General features: G+C 50.0%; 20 protein-coding genes. 8 read left to right on the top strand and 12 right to left on the bottom strand.

The annotated features are described in order from the left end of the window. Positions 1-133: 133 nt before the first annotated feature. The 5 genes from B9A22_RS16420 to B9A22_RS16440 form a co-directional block, all read right to left on the bottom strand. Positions 134-1,051: a bifunctional helix-turn-helix transcriptional regulator/GNAT family N-acetyltransferase gene (locus B9A22_RS16420; protein WP_084577032.1), complete on the bottom strand. Its 918-nt coding sequence runs from the start codon at positions 1,049-1,051 to the stop codon at positions 134-136. A gap of 307 nt (positions 1,052-1,358) precedes the next feature. After that, positions 1,359-2,237, bottom strand: coding sequence for a DMT family transporter (locus tag B9A22_RS16425; RefSeq protein WP_084577033.1), 879 nt, complete (start codon positions 2,235-2,237; stop codon positions 1,359-1,361). A 75-nt stretch (positions 2,238-2,312) separates the two neighbouring features. Further along, positions 2,313-3,020: a helix-turn-helix domain-containing protein gene (locus tag B9A22_RS16430; protein ID WP_084577034.1), complete on the bottom strand. Its 708-nt coding sequence runs from the start codon at positions 3,018-3,020 to the stop codon at positions 2,313-2,315. Between the two features lie 6 nt (positions 3,021-3,026). Further along, on the bottom strand, positions 3,027-4,808 hold the full coding sequence (locus B9A22_RS16435) for an ABC transporter ATP-binding protein (protein WP_084577035.1): 1,782 nt from the start codon (positions 4,806-4,808) through the stop codon (positions 3,027-3,029). Beyond that, the gene (locus B9A22_RS16440) at positions 4,808-6,529 is read right to left on the bottom strand and encodes an ABC transporter ATP-binding protein (RefSeq protein ID WP_084577036.1); all 1,722 of its coding nucleotides are present in this window, start codon (positions 6,527-6,529) and stop codon (positions 4,808-4,810) included. The genes B9A22_RS16435 and B9A22_RS16440 overlap by 1 nt, the downstream gene beginning before the upstream one ends. 368 nt (positions 6,530-6,897) lie before the next feature. Here B9A22_RS16440 and B9A22_RS16445 point away from each other — a divergent pair, with 368 nt between their 5' ends. The 8 genes from B9A22_RS16445 (at position 6,898) to B9A22_RS16480 (ending at position 16,155) form a co-directional block, all read left to right on the top strand. Beyond that, entirely contained in the window at positions 6,898-7,701 is an 804-nt protein-coding gene (locus B9A22_RS16445; RefSeq protein ID WP_176215559.1) for a flagellar hook capping FlgD N-terminal domain-containing protein, read from the top strand. Between the two features lie 92 nt (positions 7,702-7,793). Further along, the gene (locus B9A22_RS16450; RefSeq protein WP_084577038.1) at positions 7,794-9,155 is read left to right on the top strand and encodes a flagellar hook protein FlgE; all 1,362 of its coding nucleotides are present in this window, start codon (positions 7,794-7,796) and stop codon (positions 9,153-9,155) included. Between the two features lie 46 nt (positions 9,156-9,201). After that, positions 9,202-10,686 carry a flagellar hook-associated protein FlgK gene (gene flgK, locus B9A22_RS16455; protein WP_084577039.1) on the top strand — a complete coding sequence of 495 codons (1,485 nt, stop codon included), beginning with the start codon at positions 9,202-9,204 and terminating at the stop codon, positions 10,684-10,686. Positions 10,687-10,717: 31 nt separating this feature from the next. Continuing rightward, positions 10,718-12,256, top strand: coding sequence for a flagellar hook-associated protein FlgK (gene flgK, locus B9A22_RS16460; protein ID WP_084577040.1), 1,539 nt, complete (start codon positions 10,718-10,720; stop codon positions 12,254-12,256). A 41-nt stretch (positions 12,257-12,297) separates the two neighbouring features. Then, positions 12,298-13,359, top strand: coding sequence for a flagellar hook-associated protein FlgL (gene flgL / locus B9A22_RS16465; RefSeq protein WP_084577041.1), 1,062 nt, complete (start codon positions 12,298-12,300; stop codon positions 13,357-13,359). A gap of 408 nt (positions 13,360-13,767) precedes the next feature. Next, positions 13,768-14,433: a response regulator transcription factor gene (locus tag B9A22_RS16470; protein WP_176215560.1), complete on the top strand. Its 666-nt coding sequence runs from the start codon at positions 13,768-13,770 to the stop codon at positions 14,431-14,433. Between the two features lie 343 nt (positions 14,434-14,776). Further along, on the top strand, positions 14,777-15,220 hold the full coding sequence (locus tag B9A22_RS16475) for an ATP-binding protein (RefSeq protein WP_176215561.1): 444 nt from the start codon (positions 14,777-14,779) through the stop codon (positions 15,218-15,220). 89 nt (positions 15,221-15,309) lie between these two features. Next, complete coding sequence (locus tag B9A22_RS16480; RefSeq protein WP_084577044.1) at positions 15,310-16,155, top strand: SDH family Clp fold serine proteinase; 846 nt, start codon at positions 15,310-15,312, stop codon at positions 16,153-16,155. Positions 16,156-16,337: 182 nt separating this feature from the next. On the opposite strand, the gene B9A22_RS16485 is transcribed toward B9A22_RS16480, so the two are convergent. From B9A22_RS16485 to B9A22_RS16515, 7 genes are all read right to left on the bottom strand, one after another. Next, the gene (locus B9A22_RS16485) at positions 16,338-16,796 is read right to left on the bottom strand and encodes an OmpH family outer membrane protein (protein WP_084577045.1); all 459 of its coding nucleotides are present in this window, start codon (positions 16,794-16,796) and stop codon (positions 16,338-16,340) included. A 29-nt stretch (positions 16,797-16,825) separates the two neighbouring features. Beyond that, positions 16,826-17,122, bottom strand: a complete 297-nt coding sequence (locus B9A22_RS16490; protein ID WP_084577046.1) for a hypothetical protein — start codon at positions 17,120-17,122, stop codon at positions 16,826-16,828. Positions 17,123-17,138: 16 nt separating this feature from the next. Continuing rightward, positions 17,139-21,353 (bottom strand): beta strand repeat-containing protein, encoded by a 4,215-nt coding sequence (locus B9A22_RS16495; protein WP_084577047.1) that lies wholly within the window; start codon positions 21,351-21,353, stop codon positions 17,139-17,141. A 21-nt stretch (positions 21,354-21,374) separates the two neighbouring features. Further along, on the bottom strand, positions 21,375-21,737 hold the full coding sequence (locus tag B9A22_RS16500; protein ID WP_084577048.1) for a hypothetical protein: 363 nt from the start codon (positions 21,735-21,737) through the stop codon (positions 21,375-21,377). 38 nt (positions 21,738-21,775) lie between these two features. Further along, complete coding sequence (locus B9A22_RS16505) at positions 21,776-23,509, bottom strand: ShlB/FhaC/HecB family hemolysin secretion/activation protein (protein ID WP_139796283.1); 1,734 nt, start codon at positions 23,507-23,509, stop codon at positions 21,776-21,778. A 56-nt stretch (positions 23,510-23,565) separates the two neighbouring features. After that, positions 23,566-23,922 (bottom strand): response regulator transcription factor, encoded by a 357-nt coding sequence (locus B9A22_RS16510; RefSeq protein ID WP_084577050.1) that lies wholly within the window; start codon positions 23,920-23,922, stop codon positions 23,566-23,568. Between the two features lie 251 nt (positions 23,923-24,173). After that, positions 24,174-24,771 (bottom strand): response regulator transcription factor (locus tag B9A22_RS16515; protein WP_139796284.1); only part of this gene is annotated, 598 nt, incomplete at its 5' end.

Consider the following 24,771-nt stretch of genomic DNA (forward strand, 5'->3'; position numbering starts at 1 on the left):
TCGTTTTATCCGATGACCAAGCCGCTCTAAGACTCCCTCTTCTATAAGTGGGAGTTAAGAGCGGCTAAGTCCCTGGATAAGGTCGACTAAACTTCAGATGGGGTTAAAACCCCACCTGAAGCTAAGTCTTACTTTATAAGGTTACCTCCCACCGTTCTTCTAACAAACCATTTTTCCAGGTATTATTCTCAACTTGTTGGGTTGCTGTAAAGCCAAAGCTTTTATATAAATGACACGCAGCATCGAGACCTTGGAATGTCCATAACAATACTTTTTTATATTTTTTTTCATTGCAATAAGCCATAGCAACTTTGAGCAAGCGCCGTCCCAGACCAATACCTCGAAATTCGGGCTCTATTAGAAACCATCTTAACTGAGCCGTTTCCTCGTCTAAAGCAACCATCCCAATGAAGCCGGCAATTTTACCGTTAACCTCTGCTATCCATATTTCTCCAGCCTGTTGATTTTCTGCGTATTTTAAAAGACTGCCCAGTACATAACGCTCAAACACCACTGGATCTAAATTATATTCCTGGTGATATAGCACACTATGCCGGTAAGCAATATACCCCAAGTCTCCCGGTCTCCCTGTACGGATAGTGATTGAGCTACCGCTCTGATGGGATAAAACGTTCCGAATCCCTTCCATGTAATTAATCAACGCTTGTTGCTGCTCTATTGGAATTGTCTCCAGTATATTAACGATTTGCTGAGTTGATGTATCTGATAAATTCTTAAAGGTTTCTTTTCCCAGGTTAGTTAGCGATATTTCCTGCGCCCTGCCATCTGTCTCTGATCTTGATTTTATAACCAACTTCTCTCTAATAAGCCGGGTAAGCATCCGGCTCAAATAGCCTGGATCAATTTGCAATAACTTGGTAAGATCACTTGCAGTACATTGATCAGCCTTGTCTATCTCCAGCAATACCCTGGCCTCTGCCAAAGAATACGGGCTTTCCAATATGTTTTGATTAATCAGACCAATAAAATTAGTATAAAACCGGTTAAAATCCCTAATCGTAACTGCCCGCGACTTCAAATCCTTATCCATGAAACGCCTCCTATTCACTGTAAGCAACCTTTCTTATAAACACATCATAGTAAAAATACTTGACAAAATCAAGTATTTTATTTGACTTTGTCAAGTATTTTATCAGATGCATATGCAGAAAACCCCTGCCAGCTTGGCAGGGGTTTTGGTATATGGTGCTTACGTATGCGCGTTATTCAATTCAATGTTTTCGCAACCCTCAATTCTCGGAGGACACCTATTACATATCTAGTATTGCCAGTTTAAACTCACTCTATTCATAAAAATCGGCAAAACATAAAAAAATTTCCACTTGTTTTCAACTGACTTACTCGGTCGAACGAATACTAACATAAACAGCTATTAAAATAAGCACAGTTCCGACAAGAAAGGCACTCGACAAGCTTTCTCCCAGCAATAAATACCCCAGGATGCTTCCCACGATCGACTGCAAGAACATAAATAGTCCAGCCTGATGAGGATTGAGCAGCGCTAATCCTTTATTCCAGCAATAATAAGCAACCACTGTCGATACTACGGCAAGATAAAGAATGCTGACCATGACCAGTCTGTCAGCCAGTACAGCAGTATCCCATGATCCCAATTCAAGCATGGCAGGAAAAGCAGCAAATACGGTCGCCAGCAAAATACCCCAGGTAGTAATGCGCAGCACTGGATGAGCATCAGCTACTTTCTTAGACAGAACAGAATAGTAGCCCCATAGTGCTGCCGCCGTCAAAAAAAATAGATTCCCTACATTAAACGTATCTGTTCTAAGGGTGTTAATCGCATCGGTTACGATAAGTATACCAATAAAAGACAAGGTAATTGAAGCAAGCTGGCGCCTTGAAGCTGTCTTTTTAAGCAGAAAAACAGCAAATATCGACTGAAATACTGGCGAGAGGGTAGTAATAGCCGCTCCCAAGTGAGCACTCGAAAGCCTTGTGCCAACAAACTGCATGCCAACAGATAAAAAATATCCGAAAAAGCCAATCTGGAACATCAACCACTTATGTTCTCTAGGTATAATGGAAACCTTGCTGTACCGGCACCATAACACTAAAATTACTGAAGCTATCAGGTAACGAATAAAGAGCAGCGTAAAGGGAGGAACTGTTTCCAGGGCATACTTACTCGCAACGTACATACCTCCCCAAATGCTCGCTGCAGTGGATAAATAAAGTGCCCCTTTATAATTTGCCTGCATTTGACACCCTCCTACATTCTATTGAAAAACAGTATAGCAGGAGAAGCATCCTCGGTTTTGACCAATACTCGTGTTTTATTTAACCCGCTTTCGGCTCTTTTCACGATACGCTCGTGGTGTTATTCCCATTTCTTGCTGAAAAAGCTTTGTCAATGTTGATTGGTTTTCGTAACCAACTTGTTGGGCAATCTGCATAATGGTATAGTCTGTGGACGCAAGTAGTTCTTTAGCCTTGTCAAAACGCAAATGTCTTATATAAGAAATAGGCGAGTCCCCATATTTTCGTTTAAACCATTCTGCATAATAGGTTGGATTGAAATGTTCCATGGCAGCTAGCTGATCAATCGTAATCGCTTTATCAAAATTGTGTCTGATGTAGTCGATCGAAGAGGAATATTGATCTTGCGCCAACAAGCCGGAGATATAGCGGAACAAATCTGTGAGTCGATAGCCCGAAGTAGGTTTATTACCCACTTCTTCAGACAATAAACACCGTATCGCCTGCCAGCGTCCGTCGAGCGAATAAAATCTAAGCCCCCCGCCTAACCCACTAGGAAAGTAAAAAACCGGAGCATCAAACACAAAGAACTGATTATAAGCATGAGCATAGAAGGAATGGGCTGTCTCAGGCGGCACAAATACAATATTTTGCTGTTTTTCTACCGTCCGCTGATCAACAGAGATAGACAACGTTCCGTGGATCGGTATAATCAACTGACCATATGAATGAGCGTGAGCAATGGGCTTATCCTCATATGTTCGGCGCTCGCATAAGATATCCAATTTTTTTCACGCTCCTCTCACAATCCTGCCGTTTTGAATTTCCAGTACCATATCCACATCCCTGATGGTATTCAACCGATGAGCGATAATAAAAGTGGTCCGCCCCTGCATAATCGTCTGCAAGGCTGCCTGAATATGCCCCTCGGTCCGGGTGTCAATACTGCTGGTAGCCTCATCCAAAACCAGGATGGAAGGATCAGCTAGTATCACCCGGGCAATGGCTAGCAGTTGCTTCTGACCCTGGCTCAGATTGCTGCCATTTTCCATCAACACGGTATCATATCCCTGGGGAAAGCGCTCAATAAACCCTGCCGCATTCGCCTTTGCCGCCGCTGCCACCACTTCCTGATCTGATGCTTCCGGCCGGCCATAGCGGATGTTATCCCTGATGGTACCGGAAAACAGGTAGGTATCCTGCAGGACAATACCAAAGCAGTTTCTCACGCTGTCCCTGGTATATTCCCGGATATCGCGACCGTCAATGGTAATAGCCCCACCGGTAACATCATAAAAACGGGTTAACAGGTTGACAATTGTTGTTTTGCCGGCACCGGTCGGTCCGATGAGAGCAACGCTGCTGCCAGCCTCGGCAACAAAACTGATCTCATGCAAAATCGGCTGATCTGGCCGATAGCCAAAAGTAACTTTTTCAAAGCGCACCTGTCCCCGGGGCTTGTTTAGCACTACTGCCTGAGGCGGATCTGGCGGTTCCTCACCGATATCCAACAGTTCCAACACCCGTTCTGCACCGGCAACCCCAGACTGGAGCATATTAAAGGTATTCCCCAGATCATTGAGCGGCCGGACAAATTGGCGGGAATACCCTAAAAAGCTGGCAATAATACCGACGGTAATCCCCTGATAGACGGCTAAGATGCCGCCGCCAATAGCGATGGCGGCAAAACCAACATTATTAATCACATTCATGATCGGCATCAAAAAACCGGACCAGATTTGCGCCTTAAGACCTACCTGACATAACCGGTCATTGACCTGGTTAAATTCCGCGATGGCTTTGGGTTCATGATTATAGGCCTTAATCACTTCAATGCCGCTGATAGTCTCCTCAGCATGGGCATTTAAACGACCAAGCTCAGCCAGCTGCTCCTTAAACAGCTGGCCGGTTTGCTGGGAGATCACCCTGGTCAGCAAGATGACGAGCGGCACGGTAACCATGGCCGCCAGTGTTAGCAGCGGGCTAAGGCTCAGCATCATAACCAGCGAGCCAATGATGGCAATGGAACCGCCCATAAGCTGGCTGGAAGAATGAGAAACAGTCATGCTCACTTGATCAATATCATTAGTAAACCGGCTCATGACTTCGCCATGGCCCTGGGTGTCCAGATATACCAGCGGTACTTTTTGCAGTTTGGCAAACAGTTCCTGGCGCAAACCAGTCACCAGTCGCTGGGATACGCCGACAATGAGCCAGCCCTGACCGGCGGCCAGCACTGCCGTACCGGTATAGACAGCCAATAACAGATAGAGAACTTGCTCCAACCGGCCTGGAAATTCACCGCGACCATAGGCGGCCACTGCATCCACTGCCACACCGATAAGATACGGACCTAATAATGCCAACGCTGCCTCCAGCAGCACCAGGCAAAAAATTAGAGCAAGCTGACCTTTCTCTTGGCTCAGATAACCCCACAATCTGCCCATGGTTTTCCAAAAATTCTGCGGTTTGACAACAGTTCCTCGCTTGCCCCACCCCAGTCTCTTACCGCCGCGAAAGGAGCCGCTGTAGGCACTTTGCTTGGGATTCTCCTGCCGGTTTTGATCTGCCATCAACAGCCCTCCTTGCCTAACTGGGATTGGCAGATTTCCCGGTAAACAGCGCAGCTTGCCACCAGCTCCTCATGACGCCCGGCCCCCACCAGCCTTCCGCCATCCAGTACTACAATCATATCTGCATCCACTACAGATGTAATCCGCTGAGCAATAATGAAACAAGTCAATTCAGCCGTGTAGGCTTGCAAGGCTTGTTTCATTCGGGCCTCCGTCTCTAGATCCACCGCACTGGTGGAATCATCAAGAATTAATATATCGGGTTTGCGTACCAGCGCCCGGGCAATAGCCAGTCGTTGTTTTTGTCCGCCTGATAAATTTACCCCGCCCTGGCCAATCCGGGTTTCATAACCTTCCGGAAACTCCATGATAAAATCATGGGCCTGCGCAATGCGGGCGGCTTCTTCAATCTCTTCCTGGGTCGCCTCGGCTTTGCCCCAGTGAAGGTTATCCCGAATACTGCCAGAAAACAAAAGTGCTTTCTGGGGCACAATCGCCATCTTTTCTCTCAGCCGCCAGGGGCTTATCCTGCTGATATCCTGTCCATCCAGCTTTATCTTCCCGGCAGTCGGCTCATACATCCGGGGAATTAATTGAACCAAACTGCTTTTCCCCGCACCTGTCGGCCCGATAATCCCTATTGTTTCTCCAGGTAAGCAGGTCAATGAAATATTGTCGAGAACCAGTTTCGACTTGTCATAAGCGAAAGAAACCCGCTCAAAATCAATCCTCCCCTGAAAACAACAATCATCTTCCACGTTTATCCGCTCATCAGGAACACCTTCCACTGCCAATACTTCACCAATGCGCTGGACAGAAACCCGGGCTCTAACAAATACATTAAACACCAGAGAAACTATGACCAGGGCAAACAAAATTTGGGTCATATAATTTATAAAGGCAATAATATGACCAACCTGCATCTGACCGTTATGTACCCCATTGCCCCCAAGCCAGAGAACAGCCACAATTCCCAGATTCATGGTCAGAGCAATACTGGGCCCGAAAACCGTCATTGTCCGCATAGCGGCGACCGACCTATCTTGAAAGCCGACATTGACGTCCCTGAACTTAGTTTGCTCATAAACAAAACCATTAAATGCCCTTACCACCCTGACTCCGGCAATCGCCTCACGCACCGTCCGATTCAGCTGATCCAGCGCCGCCTGAACCTGAAGAAACCGGGGATAACCTACCCGCATATTGATAAAAATCAGCACACCCACCACCGGCACGACAACAACCAGCACACTGCCCAGGCGAGGATTTAAACTCACTGCCATAATTAGTGCACCAATACCAAGGATCGGAGCTTTCAGGGAGATCCGCATCATCCCGTTTACCAGTGACTGAATCTGGGTTACATCATTAGTCAGCCGGGTTACCAGCCCGGCCCGATCAAACTTATCCACAGCCGCAAATGGCAGTGACTGAATTTTTTCATATACCTGGCTTCTCAGTTCTGTACCCACCTGCTGGGAGACTGTACTGGAAATAATATTGCGGGCCGTAGCCGCCAGGGCCCCTACAGCCGTAACCAGTAACATAACCCCGCCCATATACAGTACATAATCAATATTCCGTTCAGCCACTCCTATATCAATAATACTGGCCATAATGGTCGGCTGCAATAAATCGCATAGCGCCTCCAATATCACAAAAACTACTGCTCCAGTAAATTTTATCCGATATTTTCGCCAGTAACTCTCCCAATACCTCATTAACAATACCCCTTAGACAATTGTTCGCTTATATTATTATAGCACAATGGTTTTTATTTGTTATTGAACCGCTAGCCGGGGAACTAGGGATGTTGAGGCATTAATCTGATATTATTCCCTGCTCACAGACGGTAAGACACTCAGCCAAACGCGCCTTGAACCCACTGCCGAATTTTATCGGCAGTGGGTTCAAGGTATTTTTTATTAGAATAAACCTTATTTAAATTGACGCAAACACTAAAAATCGACAATCTCACACAAAAATAACATATTTATCCCATAATATTTCCAAAATATTTGTTTAGTATTTATTTAGTCCCTGTCTATCTTAGTAGCTTCTAACAAGAAACCAGGAAAGGATGAATGAAATGAGTACTAACCCAGTTAATGATGTCGATTGGTGGAAAAGCCCAAATACTCCTGATAAGAAACGCAGCACAGGCAATGATCTTGATGCTAATTCCTTTTTAGAGTTATTAGCGACGCAAATGAAGTACCAGGATCCGCTTGAACCGGTAAGTAATACTGAATTTGTTGCCCAAATGGCGCAGTTTAATTCACTGCAGCGATTACAAGACATCAGCAATAGCATGGATTCAACCAGAGCCTATGGCCTGATCGGCAAAGTCGTAAGCTATACAACTACCGATGATAGTGGCAAACAGACAATAGAGTTTGGGACTGTTCAGACAGTATATACAAAAAATGGCCAGTCCTACCTAACAATCAACGGTAAAGACATCAGTCTTGACAATGTCGTAGAGGTTGCAGAATCATCGTCCAAACCGATCGGTGATCTAATAAAACTGATTGGGCTTGAGGGCAAAGGTTATGTGCAGGACAGTAAGACAGGTGAGTTTGTTTCGGTCGGCGGCGTGGTCAAATCTGTGAGAAAAGATGCAGACCGCGACTATGTTGTTATGGATAATGTGGCAGCCGAGGTAGATTCAATTCAATCAACAGATTATGTTACTTCCCAGGATAAGTATGAATATCTGCAAAGCCATGTAGGCCAAGAAGTGAGTATGACTGTCAAGGATCCGGTGAGCGGCAAGACAGCAACCATCAAAGGGAAGGTTGAGTCAGTAACTAATGAAAATGGAAAAATCAAGGTTGTCCTTGACGGCGTAAACGTGCCGGCAAATCTGCTGTATAGCGTTTCCCAGCCTTAATTGAAACTACCCAGCTGGACCCTAAGTGGGAGGCTGACTTTTATTTCTGACTGATAGAGGAAATAAAACTTTGTACCAGGAGGTAATTCCTTATGATGAAGTCAATGTATTCAGCCGTATCAGGCCTAAGAGCGCAACAGACCAAGCTGGATGTTATTGGAAACAATATTGCCAATGTTAACACCGTTGGCTACAAAGCCCAGCGAGCCACCTTTAGCGATCTATTTAGTCAGGTATTAAGCGGAGCCTCTGGGCCTGATGGGAACCGCGGCGGTGTTAACCCGAAACAGGTTGGCTTAGGCGCCCAGGTGGCTAGTCTAGATATGATCATGACACCCGGCGGCCCGCAGTTTACCGGTAATCCCTTAGACCTCTCCATCAGCGGCAGTGGATTTTTTATTGTTCAAGGTGGTCAAAGGGGGGATTACCAGTTTACCCGGGCAGGTAACTTCGGGGTAGATAAGGCCGGTAATCTGACAGTTGGGGGAATGAAAGTCTGCGGGTGGCAGGATTACGGCGGTAAGCGGCAGCCTGACGGTTCTTATGTATATGACACCCAAAAGCCGGCCGAACCGATAAACGTGTTTTCTGACTCCTATAATGGCAACAAGAGAATAATTTCCCCCAAGGCAACGACCAAGGGTGCGCTATCTGGCAACCTTGACCCGGCTAAAACCGCCAAAGGAACGGCGCTGGACGCTATCGGTACGCCGCCTTCACCAGCAGATTATACCGGCACAATGACAGTATATGATGCTTTAGGCAATAGTTATGAGGTTCAGGCGAAATTCTCCAAATGTTATGTTGATTCCACTGACGCAGATAATCCAATCACATCGTGGTATTGGGAAGCAAAATCTGCAGATGCAAAACTTGATGTAACTGCCAGTGGCTACATCAAGTTTGACAAAAACGGAAAAATCGTGAGCGGTGATACTAATTTCAACACCAAACCCCAAATCACCCTAACCCCGAAGGGAGCCAACGCTGGTGCCGCACCGTTTACTGTTAACCTGGACTTTTCCGGAGTATCGACTTTTAACAGCAGCGGAAGTAATGAAGTCAAATCATCTGATGTAGACGGCTATGCTGCCGGTGATCTGGATGACATTAGTATCGGTGATGACGGTGTCATTACCGGTGTATATAGCAATGGACAAAAACAGCCTTTAGGAATGCTGGCGTTAGCTACCTTTGACAACCCGGCCGGCCTTGAAAAAATTGGCGGTAACTTGTATGTACCTACTGTCAATTCAGGTGATTATAAAGGCGGTGTCAAACCAGGGACAGGTGGCGCGAGTATGTTAAGCTCCAGTAATCTGGAGATGTCTAACGTGGATTTAGCCGAACAATTCAGTGAAATGATGATCACGCAACGAGCGTTTCAGGCAAACAGCAAAATCATTACAGCCTCTGATCAATTGCTGCAGGATTTAATCGGTATGGTAAGGTAACACGCTTGGCGCAGCTAATAACCAGGAAAGGGAACGTGGTGAATATATGGGCTCCTTCTTTGGATTATACAATGTCGCCGTTTCAGGCATGTATGTCAATCAGGCCGGACTTGCGTCGACTAGTCATAATATCTCTAATGTAAACACTACAGGGTTTACCCGCCAGCGTATTACCGGCGAGGAATGGAATATCCCGCAAATGGGGAAGACTTCAACCGGCAAGGGCGTCGGCGTGGCAGAAATACGGCAATTGCGCAACCAGTTCCTTGATCAGACTTACCGGCGCCAGAATGCCAATGTAGAATATTGGCAGCAAAAAAGCGCCAGCTTAGCGCAGATGGGGCAAACACTCGGCGATTTTGTCTCTGATGATGGGTCAAAAAAGGCCGGCCTGCAGCAATCGCTACAAAGTTTCGCCAACGGCTGGGATGAAATTAAAAAACATCCGGATAGCCAGAGCGCTCGCAGTGCCTTAAGAGGATATGGCGTAGCCTTGATTGACACCTTTACCCATATTGATCAGCAACTAAAACAACTGCAGCAAGATGCTTGCAACCGCCTTCAGGATTCGGTAGAACAGCTTAATGACATGGCCAAAAATGTCGCACAGCTCAATACCGCGATTCTACAAACTGAGCTTGGAGGCGCGGAGGCTTGCGACCTTAGAGACCAGCGCAATCTACTGCTTGATCAAATGTCTGGCATGGCTGATATCAGTGTTACCGAGCAAGCCAACAACTTAGTTACTGTAAGTATTGGTGGTGTTTCGCTAATTAACGGGGATCAAGTACATAGTTTACAAGCTGTCGGCGATGGCTCTGCTCAGCGCCCGCTAAAAGTACAATGGGTCGAGGCTAACGAAGATGTAGCTTTGTCCAACGGCAGCATGCTAGGCCTTATTCAGGATGCAGACCAAGGCATGGTCAAAGCCCTTGACCCGGTAAATATTCCTTTTGACTTTAAACCTGGAACCACCAATTCCATTAGTGATTTACGTCAGGGGCTAAATGACATGCTGACCACCGTTGTTGCCAAAATAAACGCATTACACAAATCCGGCTTTGGGCTTGATGGCAGCACCGGTGTAGACTTCTTTGTTGCCGCTGATCCAGCCAAGCCGCTGAGTATCAGCAACGTTAAGGTCAATCCGGTCCTTGATGATCTTAATAAGATTGCAGCGTCTGCCTCAGCCGGCGATTTACCTGGTGGCTGCACAACTGCCGAAAGCATCTACAAAATGCTTACTGAGGAAAAATGTTTTAAGTATGATGGTACATCCCTGGATTTAAACAGCTTTTATCAGGCAATGGTATCCTGGCTCGGAACAACAGGCGAACACGCCAACGGCGCGGCTGATACCCAGGATAAGCTAGTGCAGCAAATTGACAGTCAGCGGCAGTCTGTCGCCTCGGTTTCAATTGACGAGGAAACGGCGGCTATGATCCAGTATCAGCGGATTTACAGTGCCAATGCCAAGGTTTTAAACACCATTGACAGTCTGTTGGGAGATTTGATACGTGAACTAGGCTGAGATCACATAGGTGGCGGGAGGTGATTCAAACATGATGTCAACATTTCTGGGCCTGACCATTGCTACGCGCGGTTTGTATGCCAGTCAAGCTTCCCTGGGAGTAGCCAGCCATAATTTAAGCAACGTCAATACACCTGGCTATTCGCGGCAATCACCTATGCAACAGGCAGCAGGACCGGCAGCCGTTTATAACGGGCGCAGCAGACTGGGTATTGGCACCCAGGTCGATACAGTGTTACGAATTCGGGATTTGCGGCTGGATCAGAAATACTGGCAAGAGAACGACTCGCTGGGGGAATGGGAATCCAAGCAAGGGATACTCAATGAAATCGAACTGGTTCTGGGTGAACCTTCCAGCAATGCCTTCAATACAACTTTTGACCAGTTTTATTCATCAATGGAAGCTTTATCGAAAGCTGCGGGGGATTCCTCGCCCCGAACGAATTTTCGTCAGGCCGCCTCTTCGTTGTGTGAGTATTTTAATAACTCTGCCGAGCGTTTTAAACAAATGCGGCAGGATACCAACGGCGAAGTACGGGTGGCAGTTGATGAAATTAATTCCTATAGCAAACAGATTGCCGAACTCAACCAGCGTATCCGGCAAACAACACTGGCAGGGGCTGCTGCCAACGACCTGGAAGACCAACGGGATCTCCTTATAGATAAACTTTCAAAGCTCGCCAAAATTGAGGTTAGTGTGACAGTAGCAGATACGATGCCAGACGGCAGTGAACTCAAAACCCTGTCAATTAGTATCAATGGGTCAACCCTGGTCAACGACAATAAGGCGCGGAGTTTAGAGTGTTATCAAATAGCAGATGGTGGCAGCAAGGACGGTATGTATGGTATCCGCTGGCAAGACACAGCCGATGAATTTGATCCAGGCGGCGGCTCATTGCAGAGCTATCTTGAATTGCGGGATGGATCAGGCCTTGGTTCGCAATTTAAGGGAATTCCTTATTACCAAAACCAGCTTGACGAATTTGCCCGTACCTTTGCCAAAGCATTTAACGAAGGCGTACTTAAAGACGGCACTGCGGCTTACCCAGGCCATGCAGGGGGACAAGGACTGGACGGTTCAACACAAATCCGTTTTTTCTCCTTTAATCATGAGTCATCTGCCGATCTAATGGCAAGCGGTAGTGATCAGGATGAAATATATAGTCATATTACGGCTGGAAGCCTGACACTATCTTCAGATGTAGAAAATGATATTAACAAGATTGCCGCCGCCTCAGCAACCGGCGGTAATGGCAACAATGAAAATGTCCAGCAGTTAATTAAATTATGCAAGGATAGTAACTTGTTCAACAAAGGAACCCCTGAAGATTTTATGAACTCCATCATTGCGGCACTGGCAACCGACAGTTCTCATGCCCAAAATACAGCCGACAGACAAGGCCGGATGATAAAAACAGTTGATGGCTGGCGCGCTTCCGTATCTGGGGTATCTGAGAATGAAGAGACAAGTAATTTTGCCCGGTATCAGCAAGCCTATGCTGCGTCAGGGAAAATTATCAGTGTCTGGGACGAAATCTATAAGGAGACAATTAACCTTATTTCGGGATAACCAGTTTCGGTAATAACGATATAGCGAGGTGACTGAGCGAAGTGCGGATAACCAATAATATGCTAGCCCAGAATAGTCTCTGGAATATTAATAATAACCTGCGTCGGCTTGGTACGGCCCAAGACAAACTATCCACCCAATCCAAAATTCAGCTGCCTTCAGATGATCCGATTGTCGCCACTCGTGCATTAAAATACCGTAATTATGTCTCATCTGTGGAGCAATATCAACGAAATATTGATGATGCAACCTCCTGGATGGAGGTGAGCGAGTCGGCATTAGGTCAATTGGGCGAAGTGCTTCACCGGGTAAAGGATTTGACGATACAAGCCTCCAGCACCAGCAGTATTAGTGATGCTGATAAAAAGGCAATTAAGTCTGAAATTAGTACACTTAGAGACAATGTCATCGATATCATGAACACATCTTATGCCGGTAGATATGTTTTTGGCGGCTTTGCAACCGATCAGCCCCCTTATAAGATCGAATCAACTTCATTAGGTGAGAAAGTGACTTATAAAGGACACTATGTAAGTGTTGGCGGGCCGGTAAGTAACTCCATATCAGACGCCGATCTCATTACTTATTGTCAGGCTAACCTAACTAACCAGTACCATGAGCCAGGAAAGCAGCAGATGCAATACAATACTGGTTTTGGTAGTGAAATTGCAGTAAATGTGGAAGGGCAAAACATTATTGGCCAAGAGGCCGGCAGCAATTTATTTGATGTATTTGACAAGCTTCTATTAGGCCTGGATGGTAACACACAATATAAGGCAGCCGAGATAACCGGGACTCCACCGACAGTTACAGCACAAACCAAAGATCTTAATCTTAGTGATTTACTTGGAGATTTGGATAAGAATCTAAACCTGGCAATAACAGTCCGAACAGATCTGGGCGCTCGGATGAACTATGTGGACAGAGCTAAAACTAAGATCGAGAGTGATTATACTACATATATGACGTTAATGAGTAATAATGAGGATGTGGACGTAGCTCAGGCTTCCGTCGAAGCAAAGTCTGCAGAATACACCTACAATGCATCTTTGGCAGTGGGTTCCAAGGCCATTACTCAGAGCTTAATTGATTATATAAAATAATTCAGTCTTCGGATTAATGGTGGTATTCCGGTCTGCCTTGTGGCTGTGAATGCTCACAGGAAGGACTTTTTACAATTATGGATAATAGAGTATATGTATTATATAGAAAGGACAGGTGAATTACTATGGCCTGCGGTGAACTACGGCAAACAGTCCCCGGTGAACGCGAGCCCCCTTGGACTAGCCTTAGTATGGATTTTACATGTTTTTCTTATCAACTGCTTAGCTACTGGCTAAGCAAAGTCGCAAAGGAATGCGTAAATGGTATTAGGTTTGGTAAAGCATTGACGCTTTGTCTCGCTAGCAGACGATCTGCCCTAATGTGCGTTACCTGGGCTCCATTGCGAATATTTCTTTTCTCTGGATGTTTTTAAAACGTGACATTGCATGCTTTCTAGGGGTTATGCCATGACACCCCGCGTATTCTTATGTGAAAACAACGAGACCTTTGCCCAAATGCTTACCTTTTATTTAGAGAAAGAAGGCTGGGACGTTACTATTTTCAGCAACGATGCATCTTCCCTCTTGAATGTGGCTGATTGCCCGAACCTGTGGATTCTGGACGCCGACGGCGAGGAATGGGTTAATATCATGAGGAAGATACAAAAAAAATCCACTCAGATTCCGATAATATTAACTTCAGAACATGAGAAGACCATTAACCGGGTCTGGGGTTTTGAATTAGGTTGTGCCGATTTTATCGTAAAGCCATTTATGCCGAAAGAGCTTGTTTTTCGCGCCCGGAAAATACTGAATCGTTGTGAGTTAGGCTCAGCCTCCGAACTGACAGAGGTTGCGAGGTTACAAGGGTATCACCTCGACCTCCAAAGAAGAATAGTTTTGCTTGACAAACTGCCTGTAGATCTGACATCTAAGGAATTTGAACTGCTCTGCCTTTTTTCGCGTCACAAGGGTATTGCATTATCACGCGAGCAAATCCTAAAATCAGTGTGGGGAGAAAATTACTTTGGTTCTGACCGGGTAGTAGATGATCTTGTCCGCAGGGTGCGGCGAAAGCTTACAGATCTGGAAATAGATACAGTATATGGCTACGGTTACCGGATTGTTTCATAGATCAGCCTTTTCCACATAAATTATGTTTGTGCCGCACAAGGATGTGCGGTATTTTTTTAGTCACATTGCTTAATGGAGTTTGCCTGTGGATTACATTTCGCTCACACTCGAATTACTATTATTAAAAAACCTTTAGTAATTAATGCAGGATATTGTAATTTATTGTAGAATTATTGTTGATGAATTCAAAATCATTAGTCATCTGCCATGTTTGTCAAGTCATCACTTCCATCTTAGAGAACAATGCTTCGCTCCTGAACTCACAAGTATCTTTTTCAGCATGCTTTGTGACGAATCCACCAGCGAAAATAATGGCTAAGACATATGAAAGGCGGCGATTCAGGTGGGTTACAGCGGGCAGCAAGCCCCCTCTGGACCAAAAGCATTTCCGGTATTTTGGGATTATTCGGACTGTGGGCAACGTTCTGTTGTTAGACACCAGATCAAGCACCTCCTGTGTAAATTAACTGGTGAAAAAGCGCAAAAACTTGAACTGGTCTTAGGAGAAGCACTATCGAACGCAAATAGGCACGGCAGTGCTATCCGGTTAAAAATCAATATAATTGGTTCTAAACTTATTCTCCGCGTACGAGATAATGGTGCCGGATTTCGCGGTAATGCCAGAATTGCCGAATTAGCCGCAGTTGATATGGGGCAGTTATTTGAGAGCCTGCTTACAAGCGAACGGGGCAGGGGAATTCCGTTGATGATGTTATGGTCAGATAAACTACTATATAATAAGCACGGTAATGAAGTTATGTTGATCAATTGTCTGAGAGATAAGTAAATAAGACGTCATTACCTCACCGGCGGCAGGGAACCAGCCCGACCATAGCTAATATACCTATAGGCGATACTCTTATTAGGAGTGATTATATGAACCTTGGTTTCACCGATATACTATGGATCCTTTTTCTGCTGATTACCCTCCTGCCGATGCTTCAACAACGCAGTATTGGCTCCCGCAGACTAAATCTCCTGCAGCGCATTGAGGCAAAACGTCAGTCGCGTGTGATTAGCCTGATCCATCGCCAAGAAGCCATCAGTCTGCTGGGAATTCCGATCAGCCGCTACATCAATGTCGAAGATTCCGAGCATATTCTTCGAGCCATTCGGCTGACGCCTGACGACATGCCAATCGACTTAATCTTGCATACTCCGGGCGGCTTGGTTCTGGCCTCAGAACAAATTGCCCGCGCCCTTCAGCAGCACAAGGCTAAGGTAACTGTTTTCGTACCTCACTATGCCATGTCTGGCGGGACTATGATTGCCCTTGCGGCAGATGAGATTATCTTAGATCCCAACGCTGTACTAGGCCCTGTTGACCCCCAGCTCGGTCAGTATCCTGCAGCCTCTATCCTAAAAGTAGTAAAACAAAAAAATATTGATAAAATTGACGACAATACCTTAATTCTAGCTGATATGGCCGAGAAGGCGGTAAGGCAAGTGCAGGAATTTGTTAGAGTTCTGCTACTGGATAAAATGTCCCCTGAAAAAGCAGAAGACCTGGCTAAAACGCTGGCCGAAGGACGCTGGACCCATGACTACCCTATCACCTGCGAAAAATTACGTGAAATGGAGCTGCCAAGCATTTGTAACGAGATGCCTTTGGAAGTATATGAACTCATGGAGCTATATCCTCAACAAGCGCAACAACGCCCGTCGGTTCAATACATTCCTATCCCTTACGATACTAGCAAAAAAACACCCAGGAATATGTAAATACTCTGGGTGCCTTTTTTTGTCCTGTTATTTTATGCTAGTAGGGGTCCCGCCAATCATTGTCGTATCCAGACTATTTGGTTCCATAATTTGCGCTAACCGATGCGATGGGTGTATTTTCTACCATTAGTCATAAAGATGGCCGACCGGGATATTATCCGGGCCGGCCATCTTTATTTTTCTTACTTCCCGGTACTCTTCCTCAGAACGTCTTCCGTTATATCCACGCCGCCATATACCACGACGGCTTTCCCCACCACTACCGACAGCCCCTTGGCGTCTGCCACCTCCTTGACGGCAGCCACTATCTTGTCGGTAATGGGCTTTAAAAGTTCCAGGCGCTTCTGCTCCAGCCGCTGGCCGAGCTGGCGGTCAAGGTCCTGTTTTTCCCTGTCGCCCAGGCCGACCGACTTCGCGGCGAATTCCTGCCTCACCGCTTCCTGCTCCGCCGTCAGGGCCTCGTTGGCCTTGGCCGTATCCGGGTGATGGTCGACCAGGTAGATAAAGTCGACGCAGCCGACCGGCGAGGCGGCCGGCGCAGCCGGGGCGGCCTGGGCCGACGGCGCGCCAAACGCCAGGAAGATGCCCAGGGCTGCAAGCAGGTTTGCCCGGTAAAATTTTTTTGGTATAAACAATTCCATCCCCTCTTTCCCTCCACCTGAGCGAAAAATCACACTTGCCCGGGCTGACTGTCCGCCTTTTTCTCCGCCAGGCTGGCGATGTTCGCGCCTGCCGGCGGATTTTGTTTCAGCACCCCGGCCTCGATAAGTTGCTTTACGATGTTCTCCTGGACCGCCAGCGACTGGATGAGGCCTTCCAGCGGCATGATGATCCGATTACTGATATCGACTACCGGCTGGCCGTTGTCGCTTTTCAGATGCGGCTGGACGGTCATCAGGTCGATGCGGACCAATTGTCCGGTGACGTGGATGGCGCTGATGCCGTCGACGAAGATTTCCTGTTGCATGTCAGGTCTCTCCTCCCTATTGCCGATCTTGGCTGAACTGTCCAAGACCGCTAAGGTTGATACCGGAGTCGGCGATGGTGTAAAGCGGGCCGAAAATACCGCCCATGTGGCCACCGAAGCCGCTCCCCAGGCCCCAGTAACCGTTCGGGCCGAAGCCGTTGCCAGTGCTTCCTCCGCTGGAACCCGTCTGGCTGGCCGTGCCCACGGCCCCGAGGTAGGCGGGGTTGCTTGCCGGTCGCACCGTCAACACGCCGTTAACGAAGCTCACTGTATAGTTTGGCGAAGTCAGCCCGTAGGGCGTTATCGCGTAGCTGCCGGGAGACGAGTTAGTGGTCGCGGCGGTGGCAAAAGCGAGCGTACCGCTCAGCGACGCCGGAGTGTCTCCGGCTGCCAGGCCGCTGTAGCTGGCGGTGAAGGCCGGGTTGGCCTGGCCGGTGTAGCGGCTGGCGTTGTTGGCTGTGACGGTCAGCGCTGCTTTGTTGATGGTGCTGCTGGTGTTGGCGGCGTAGGTTACGGTGTAGTTGTTGCCGCCGTTGCCGTCGTTCACGGTCACGTCGCTTACCGTTACCGTCTTGTTGCCTATCCCGGCGCTGGCGTTGGTGAAGGCGAAGCTGCCGCCGCTTACAGTGTCTTGCACACCGCCGTTGCTGGCGTTAGTGTACAGCGTGCCGCTCGTGACGATGGCGCTGCCGGCGACCGTGGTCGTGCCGTCGTAGGTCTTGGTGACGTCGCCGGTGCTGACGGTCAGCGCCGCCTTGTTGATGGTGCTGCTGGTGTTGGCGGCGTAGGTTACGGTGTAGTTGTTACCGCCGTTGCCGTCGTTCACGGTCACGTCGCTTACCGTTACCGTCTTGTTGCCTATCCCGGCGCTGGCGTTGGTGAAGGCGAAGCTGCCGCCGCTTACAGTGTCTTGCACACCGCCGTTGCTGGCGTTAGTGTACAGCGTGCCGCTCGTGACGATGGCGCTGCCGGCGGCCGTGGTCGTGCCGTCGTAGGTCTTGGTGACGTCGCCGGTGCTGACGGTCAGCGCCGCCTTGTTGATGGTCAGCGTGCTGCCGGGCGAGTAACTGACGTCATAACCCTGATTGTCGGTGGAGTACAGACCAGTCAGCCCATACGCGCCGGCATTTTTTCCGCTGCCGTAGGAAAGCGTCCCTGACAGCAGGCCGGTATCGGTGCCGGGCGAATAGTTCACGTTGGTGAGAGGGCCGCTGTAGGCGGCGCCGTCATAAGTCTTGCTTACGCTGTCGGCGTTGACGGTGGTCTGCGTCAGTAAGGAGCGCAGGAGTGGGGCGGTCTGGCCCGCATAGATGCGCCAAACCGTGCTGTCGCCACCGATGTCTGATATATTCCAGCCGGCAAAATTGGCAGCCTGTTTCATCTGCGCCTCAGTTAAACCGGTGGCCTGAGCATTCGTACCGGTGGTGGCGCCATAGGCGATACCGGGCAGCCCGCTATTGTTGGTGGTATTCCAGTAGGAGCCTGTGACGCTGCCGTTGTCATTCCAGCCCACCAGCCCGCCGATGCCGCCGCTTGTGGCGCTGACAGTGCCGGTGGCTGAGCCGGTACTGTAGGAATTGGTGATGCTGCCCTTATTATAGCCTACCAGCCCGCCGGTTCCGCCGCCTTTTGTGCCGCTGATGCTGCCGGTGACTGCACCGGCGCTGTAGGAGTTGGTAATGCTGCCGCTCATATCGTTAGTTCCCACCAGCCCGCCGACGCCGCGCGGTAAAAAAGAGCTGTTGATGCTGCCGGCGACTGAGCCGGTACTGTAGGAGGTTGTGATGCTGCCGTTGTTATAGCCCGCCAGCCCGCCGACGTCAGTGCCACTGCCGGTGACCGCACCAGTGCTGTAGGAGCCTGTAATGCTGCCGCCAAGGTTCATTCCCGCCAGCCCGCCGACGTTGCTGGCGCCGTTGACCGCGCCGGTGCTGTGGGAGCTGGTGATGCTGCCGTTCGTATTGTTTTCCCCCACCAGCCCGCCGACACTGTTGGTGCCGTTGACCGCGCCGGTGCTGTAGGAGCCGGTGATGCTGCCGTTGTTATAGCCCACCAGTCCGCCGACAGTGGAGGAGCCGGTGACCGCGCCGGTATTGTAGGAGCCCATGATGCTGCCGGCGTTCCAGCCCACAAGTCCGCCGACAGTGGAGGAGCCGGTGATGCTGCCGCCCACCAACCCCACGTTGCGGATAGTCCCTGTGGAATAGCCAAACAGACCGATATAGCCATCCCCGGGTCTGTTAATCGTCAGCCCGGTGATGGTGTGGCCGAGGCCGTCAAAGGTGCCGCTGAACGCGGGGTAGCCAGAAAGAGGGTCAGAGCCGATGGGGTTAAAGCCTTTGCCGCTGTTCCAAGCCGCGGCGCTGCTGACGTCGAGGTCGTTGACCAGTATGTGGTTTTTCCCCACCATGTTATAACCGCCGACGCCCTGCAGGCCGTACACATCGCTGATTTGGTAAGGACTGGCGGTGCTGCCGTCGCCCGCTATCGCCCGGATGAAAGTGGCGCCGCGGGCGGGGCGGAAGTCGGTGGCGCTGAAGGCGGGCAAAACGCTGGCGATCTGACGCCAGGTGCCATTATTTAAAGTAAATGTTTTAACACTGACCGCCGCCGAGGCGGTGATGATGCCGCTGGTTATGCCGTTGCCGCTATTGCTGCTGTCTGCCCAAAGGTTCAGACCGCCATTCGGTGCAGTGATGGCGGCATTGATGTAGATGTTGTTGCGGGCCATCAGTATCAGGGGGCAAACGGTGTCCCAAGTCACTGCATCGTTGATAGTGATATTGTCAACGTTGCCTGAGCCGCCAACCGTCACTTCTACCGCTCCATTGTTTTTTAACATCCCGCTGAGCAAAGTGCCGGTAATATCCCCGCCGCTGGCCGCAATCGTAAAATCCGCAGGATCAAGCAGCCACTTGCCGCCGATTCCTTTGCTGGCCAGCGTATTGACATTGGCTGTATCGGCAATGGTCAGCTTCTGCTTGCCGGAGGTCTCGACGCTGCCGCCGTTGCCGCTGGCAGAGCCGCCTTTGGCGGTGATAGTGCCGGCAAAGTTCGTGGTATCATTGGCCCAGACCACGACCTGTCCGCCGTTGCCACTGGTGATGGCGTCGGCGATGATGGTCGCCCCGGCTGCAACGGCGGTATTGGTGGCGGCGTATTCGCTGCTGCCGCCCTGGTAGGCCCCGCCGATGAGGGCGGTGCCGCCGCCAGCGTCGCCGGCGACGTCGATACTTGAGCCTGAAGCCAGGGTAACGGTATCACCCAGCACCTTGACGGTGCCGCCGGTCTGGCCGGCCGCTTTGCCGCTGGCGTCAAGGGCGCCGCTATTCGTCACCGTGCCGCCTTCCAGGCGGATGACGCCGTTGACATTGTTTACGCTCTGGGCCCGGATGACGCCGCGGTTGTTGACAACGGTATTTAAGAGAGCGTCCTTGGTGCCGGCGCTCATGATGACCAGGCCGCCGTCGGCTCTAATACTGCCGGTATTGACCGCGCTGCCGCCCAGCGCGCCGGTGTCCACGGTGACGTTCAGCAGCTTGTCGCCGTTAAAGTCGAGGCCGACTTTGCTGCCGGCCGCCAGAGCGGTCACCCGGGCGGCAATGACGCCTTCGTTTTTAACCTGCGGCCCGAGAAGCACGACATGGTCGGCGGCGGTAAGGGTGCCCTGATTGACGACGCTGCCTGCATTCGCAGCTTTGCTGAAGGTGTAGTTGCCTGACAGAAAGTCGCTGTCGGCGATATTGAGAGTGGAAGCCACCAGGCCGCTCACATTGACTTGAGCGCCGGGGGCGAATAAGATGCCGCTCGGGTTGATGAGAAAAACTCTGCCGTTGGCGGATAGTGTGCCGTATATATTGGAGGCGCTATTGCCGATAACCCGGTTGAGGGCGACGGAAGTTGCCCCTGGCTGGACGAAATTCACTGTCTCGCCCCCGGCGATGGAGAAGCTCTGCCAGTTGATGATTGCTTTATTGGTCGATTGATTGACAGTCATGGTCGAACCGTTGGTCGTGATCGCTGCCGCACCGCTGGTGACGGTGCCGCCCGTCGGGTTGGCCCACCCCACATTGACAGCACTCAAGAAGATTGCTGCCGCCGCTACCGGGGGCAGCAGCTTTTTCGCCAGCCGCGATGCCGTAGAGGTAATTTCCACCCTGATTTCTTCTGGTCGGTAGGTCGCCCAGCCGGGTTTTCCTTTCACCCAGTTACGCCGCCATTTTCTTTGCATCTTTGTTACCCCCTCTAGTTCTCAACCGGATGTAAAATCCGCTACATTTTTTTCGATGGCCCAATAAAACGTGCCGTTCCTGCGAGTCATACTGAGAGCCGGATTCACTTTGCATTTCGTCAATCGCATGAATGCGGCGGGATTGCGCTTCGTCAAAGCCCGAAAGGTTGCACAATGAAGGGATCTGGCGAGCGGCGCAAGCTTAATCAGCCACGCTTCCAGCTGATCGGTGCAAACGTGATCGATATCAAAATAGGTACCATTGTTTTTCCACATGACAAAACCGTGATTTTCGTCAAAAACAAGCTGATAATCTTGTGCCAATATGGCATTTTCACCGGTTTTATCCACATACTTCTTTTTCCATTCCTTTAATGTCGGCATTGCCCCAACTCCTGTCCGCGATGCTTTGTTTCATGTTTCTAGAAGTATTTCACGCCCTGCAGCCACAGCCGTCCGTTCTTATCGGTGTCGGCAGTGGCTGTCGCCTGGCCGATTTTCCAGGCGTAGTCCATCCGGACGGCAAAGTTCTGCTCCCTTGTCCACATAAGACCAAGCCCCGCGCCTGCTAGGCTGCGCCGGTTATCGCCCGAGCCCACGGGATTCTTGTTAATTATGACGCTGCCGTAGTCGTAAAAGCCGTTCAGGTAGAGGCTGTTCGTGGCGGTAGAGTATTTATCCAACCGCCATCTGAGTTCTCCCGTCAGCTTGTAGCCTTCATCGCCCGAAGCTTCGCCTTGCGGGAAGGCCCGTACACCGTCAGCTCCGCCCAGGTACAGTTTTTCCGAAGAGTCAAGGTTCTTGTCGGCTAGTTGACCGATAAAATTAAAGTTGAAGTTCAGATTTTTCGCCACATACTGCTGGCGCTGGTAGCTGAATACCGTCTTGCTGAAATCACCGGCAGTATTGTAGGTGTCGTTAGCCAGCGCTGTGGCGTCCTTGATGGTAAGTTTGCCCTGGTAATGGGTTAGACCAAAGGCGTTTGTGCCGCCGCCTCCCCAGTTATCGGCGAAGTTACCGGACAGGCCCAGATTCCACAGGCTGCTGTCTTTGGGCGAATGGCTGGAAGTGCTGGTAATATCGTCGCGGAGATGCTTTTTGTCTACGCCGAAAGTGCCGTAGAGGCTGAAGGCCCGGCTCCGGATGAGAGGGTAGCTCACGCCATAGCTGGTGATGGCCGCCCGGCCGGTGGCGCCGAGGTCGGCAAAGGTATCTCCTAAGGTATAACCAACATGGGAGTATTTGATTTCGAATTTTGCTCCGTCGTTGCCGATAAGCGAACTATAGCCCAAATTGTAGTTGTTGATGCCCTGACCGGTGGTGAGGCCGCCCAGGCTGAAGTTATCGCCGGTGTTGCTGAAATTGTTCACGGTGAGCTGGACGCCGTAGCGGGTCTGCCCGGTATAGCGGTTGCCCCAGTTATCGGCGTAGAAAGCACCGCTAGTTTTGGCGGTGTCTGCCGCTTCCAGCACGAGGTCGGCGGTGCCGGCAGTTTCTCCCGGCGTAAGGGTGGCCTTGACGCTGACGCCGGCAAGGTCGTTGATTAGCAGCAGTGCCCGTTCCAGCGGCTCCCTGGTGATGATCATGCCGGGTTTGGCGGCAAAAAGCATGCCCTGCAGCCGAGCGGGGTCGATGTGAGCAGTGCCGGTTATTTTGGTCTGGCCATACTTGCCGGGAATAACGGCAATTTCGACCACTCCGCCCACGATGTCTTGGGCGGGTATGTAGGCAAAGGCGACGAGGTAGCCTTGCTGCCTGAGATATTGGGTGACACGCGCGGCTAACGCGTTCAGTTCGCCAAGAGTTGTTTCTTTGCCGGCTTGGCTTTTAACGAGTTTTAGCAGATCCGCCGCCGGCAGAGGCGGCTCGCCGCTGAGGCGAAAATCGTTAACTTGGATCTTTTGCCCACTGTCTTCCTGGGGCAAAGGCTGTTGTCCTGCGACGGTGATGCTTGGCGCTTTGCCCTCAAGCTGCTGCGTCGCCGGCGGTTTGATGCTTTCGAGCAGCGTGCCGCTGTTAGGCGGCCCAGCGGCGTAAGCCGGACAGGTCGCCAAGACGAGTATGGTGAAACCGGTGATTACTTGTTTTTTGCCATTTGAAAAATTATCTTTCATCGCTTTCCCTCTCTTTTGGGTTGATTTTTTTCTATCAATCAATAGCAGTATAATCCAGGATTAGCCGCGCCGGTTCCTCCCCGGGGCTAGTGCCGCGCTCAGGTTCCGGGGGCTGATCTATATTGTTCCGAAATCAAATGTTTTTGGATCATAGTTTGCAGATCGTCGACATTGCGTACCTGGTCCTGCGAATAAACCATCGTCGCGCCATTCTCGGGATTTACGGCAATGACAAGAGCAGCAGGATAACGCCTAATCAGCGTTTCAAACCCATCCCGGCCGGCAGCACTGTCGACTATAACCGCCGCCGGTTCCACGGTTTCCATCATTTGCCCGGCCTCCGTCGTATCAATGGCCGTGATGACCCGAAAATCGCTTTTATTTCCCAAAGTTAAAGCCAGCCCGTCAATTAATACCGATTTTCCGCACAGAATTACCGGCTGCTTTTCCGTCACTAGCCACCGCCTCCTCTTCTTGCCATGTCACCCACAGCATAGCAAATTATGTAGTGTTTGGTAACTGTCACAAGTGACAGGAAACATATGTTCTCACCTGTACTTCCCGATGTCACCTGTGCCGTAAGCCCCTGTATTCTGCACTTTACTACAATCCTGCAAACGATTTTTACTTAACTATGTTTGTTGGAAAAAATTAAAAACCGAGGGTTTTATTTTCCCTCGGTAAATGTGGTATTGCCGGACAAGTTTTATTGAGCCTTATTTGTCCCCGCTGCTAAGTTGGTTTGGCTTGCGTAGGCAATGGCCTGCACCCGGTTTTCCAAATGCAGCCGCTCCAGGATTTCGTTCATGTGAAATCTCACGGTTCTGGCGCTGACTCCAAGCAGTTCGGCCACTTGCTTGTAGGTTAGGCCTCCGGCTATAAGAGTCAGAACTTTTTCCTGCCGTAGCGTCAGCGACTTTCTTGCACAATCGCCATTTGCCGGCGCTCCCGCTGGTTGACTGCCCTTGCCGGGAACAAATTCCTGCAGCAATCGCTCGGCCAGGCCCGGTGAGAAAGCAGTTTCTCCTTTTGGCAATCCTGCCAGCAACTCCAGTAATTCCGTCGTTTCCAGATTCTTGAGCAAATAGCCCGACGCGCCACTTTTCATTGCTTCAAATAATGATTGGTCATCATCATTCATTGTCAGTATCACAATCTTTATTTCGGGAAATTCAGTTTTAATCAGGCGGGTGGCGGTCAGTCCGTCACAGCCAGGCATCTGGATATCCATTAAAACCGCGTCAGGCCGATGTTCTCTCACCGCCGCGACAGCAGCCGCGCCGTCCCGGGCCGTGCCCACTACC

This window comes from Sporomusa malonica (assembly GCF_900176355.1).
Classification (GTDB): domain Bacteria; phylum Bacillota; class Negativicutes; order Sporomusales; family Sporomusaceae; genus Sporomusa; species Sporomusa malonica.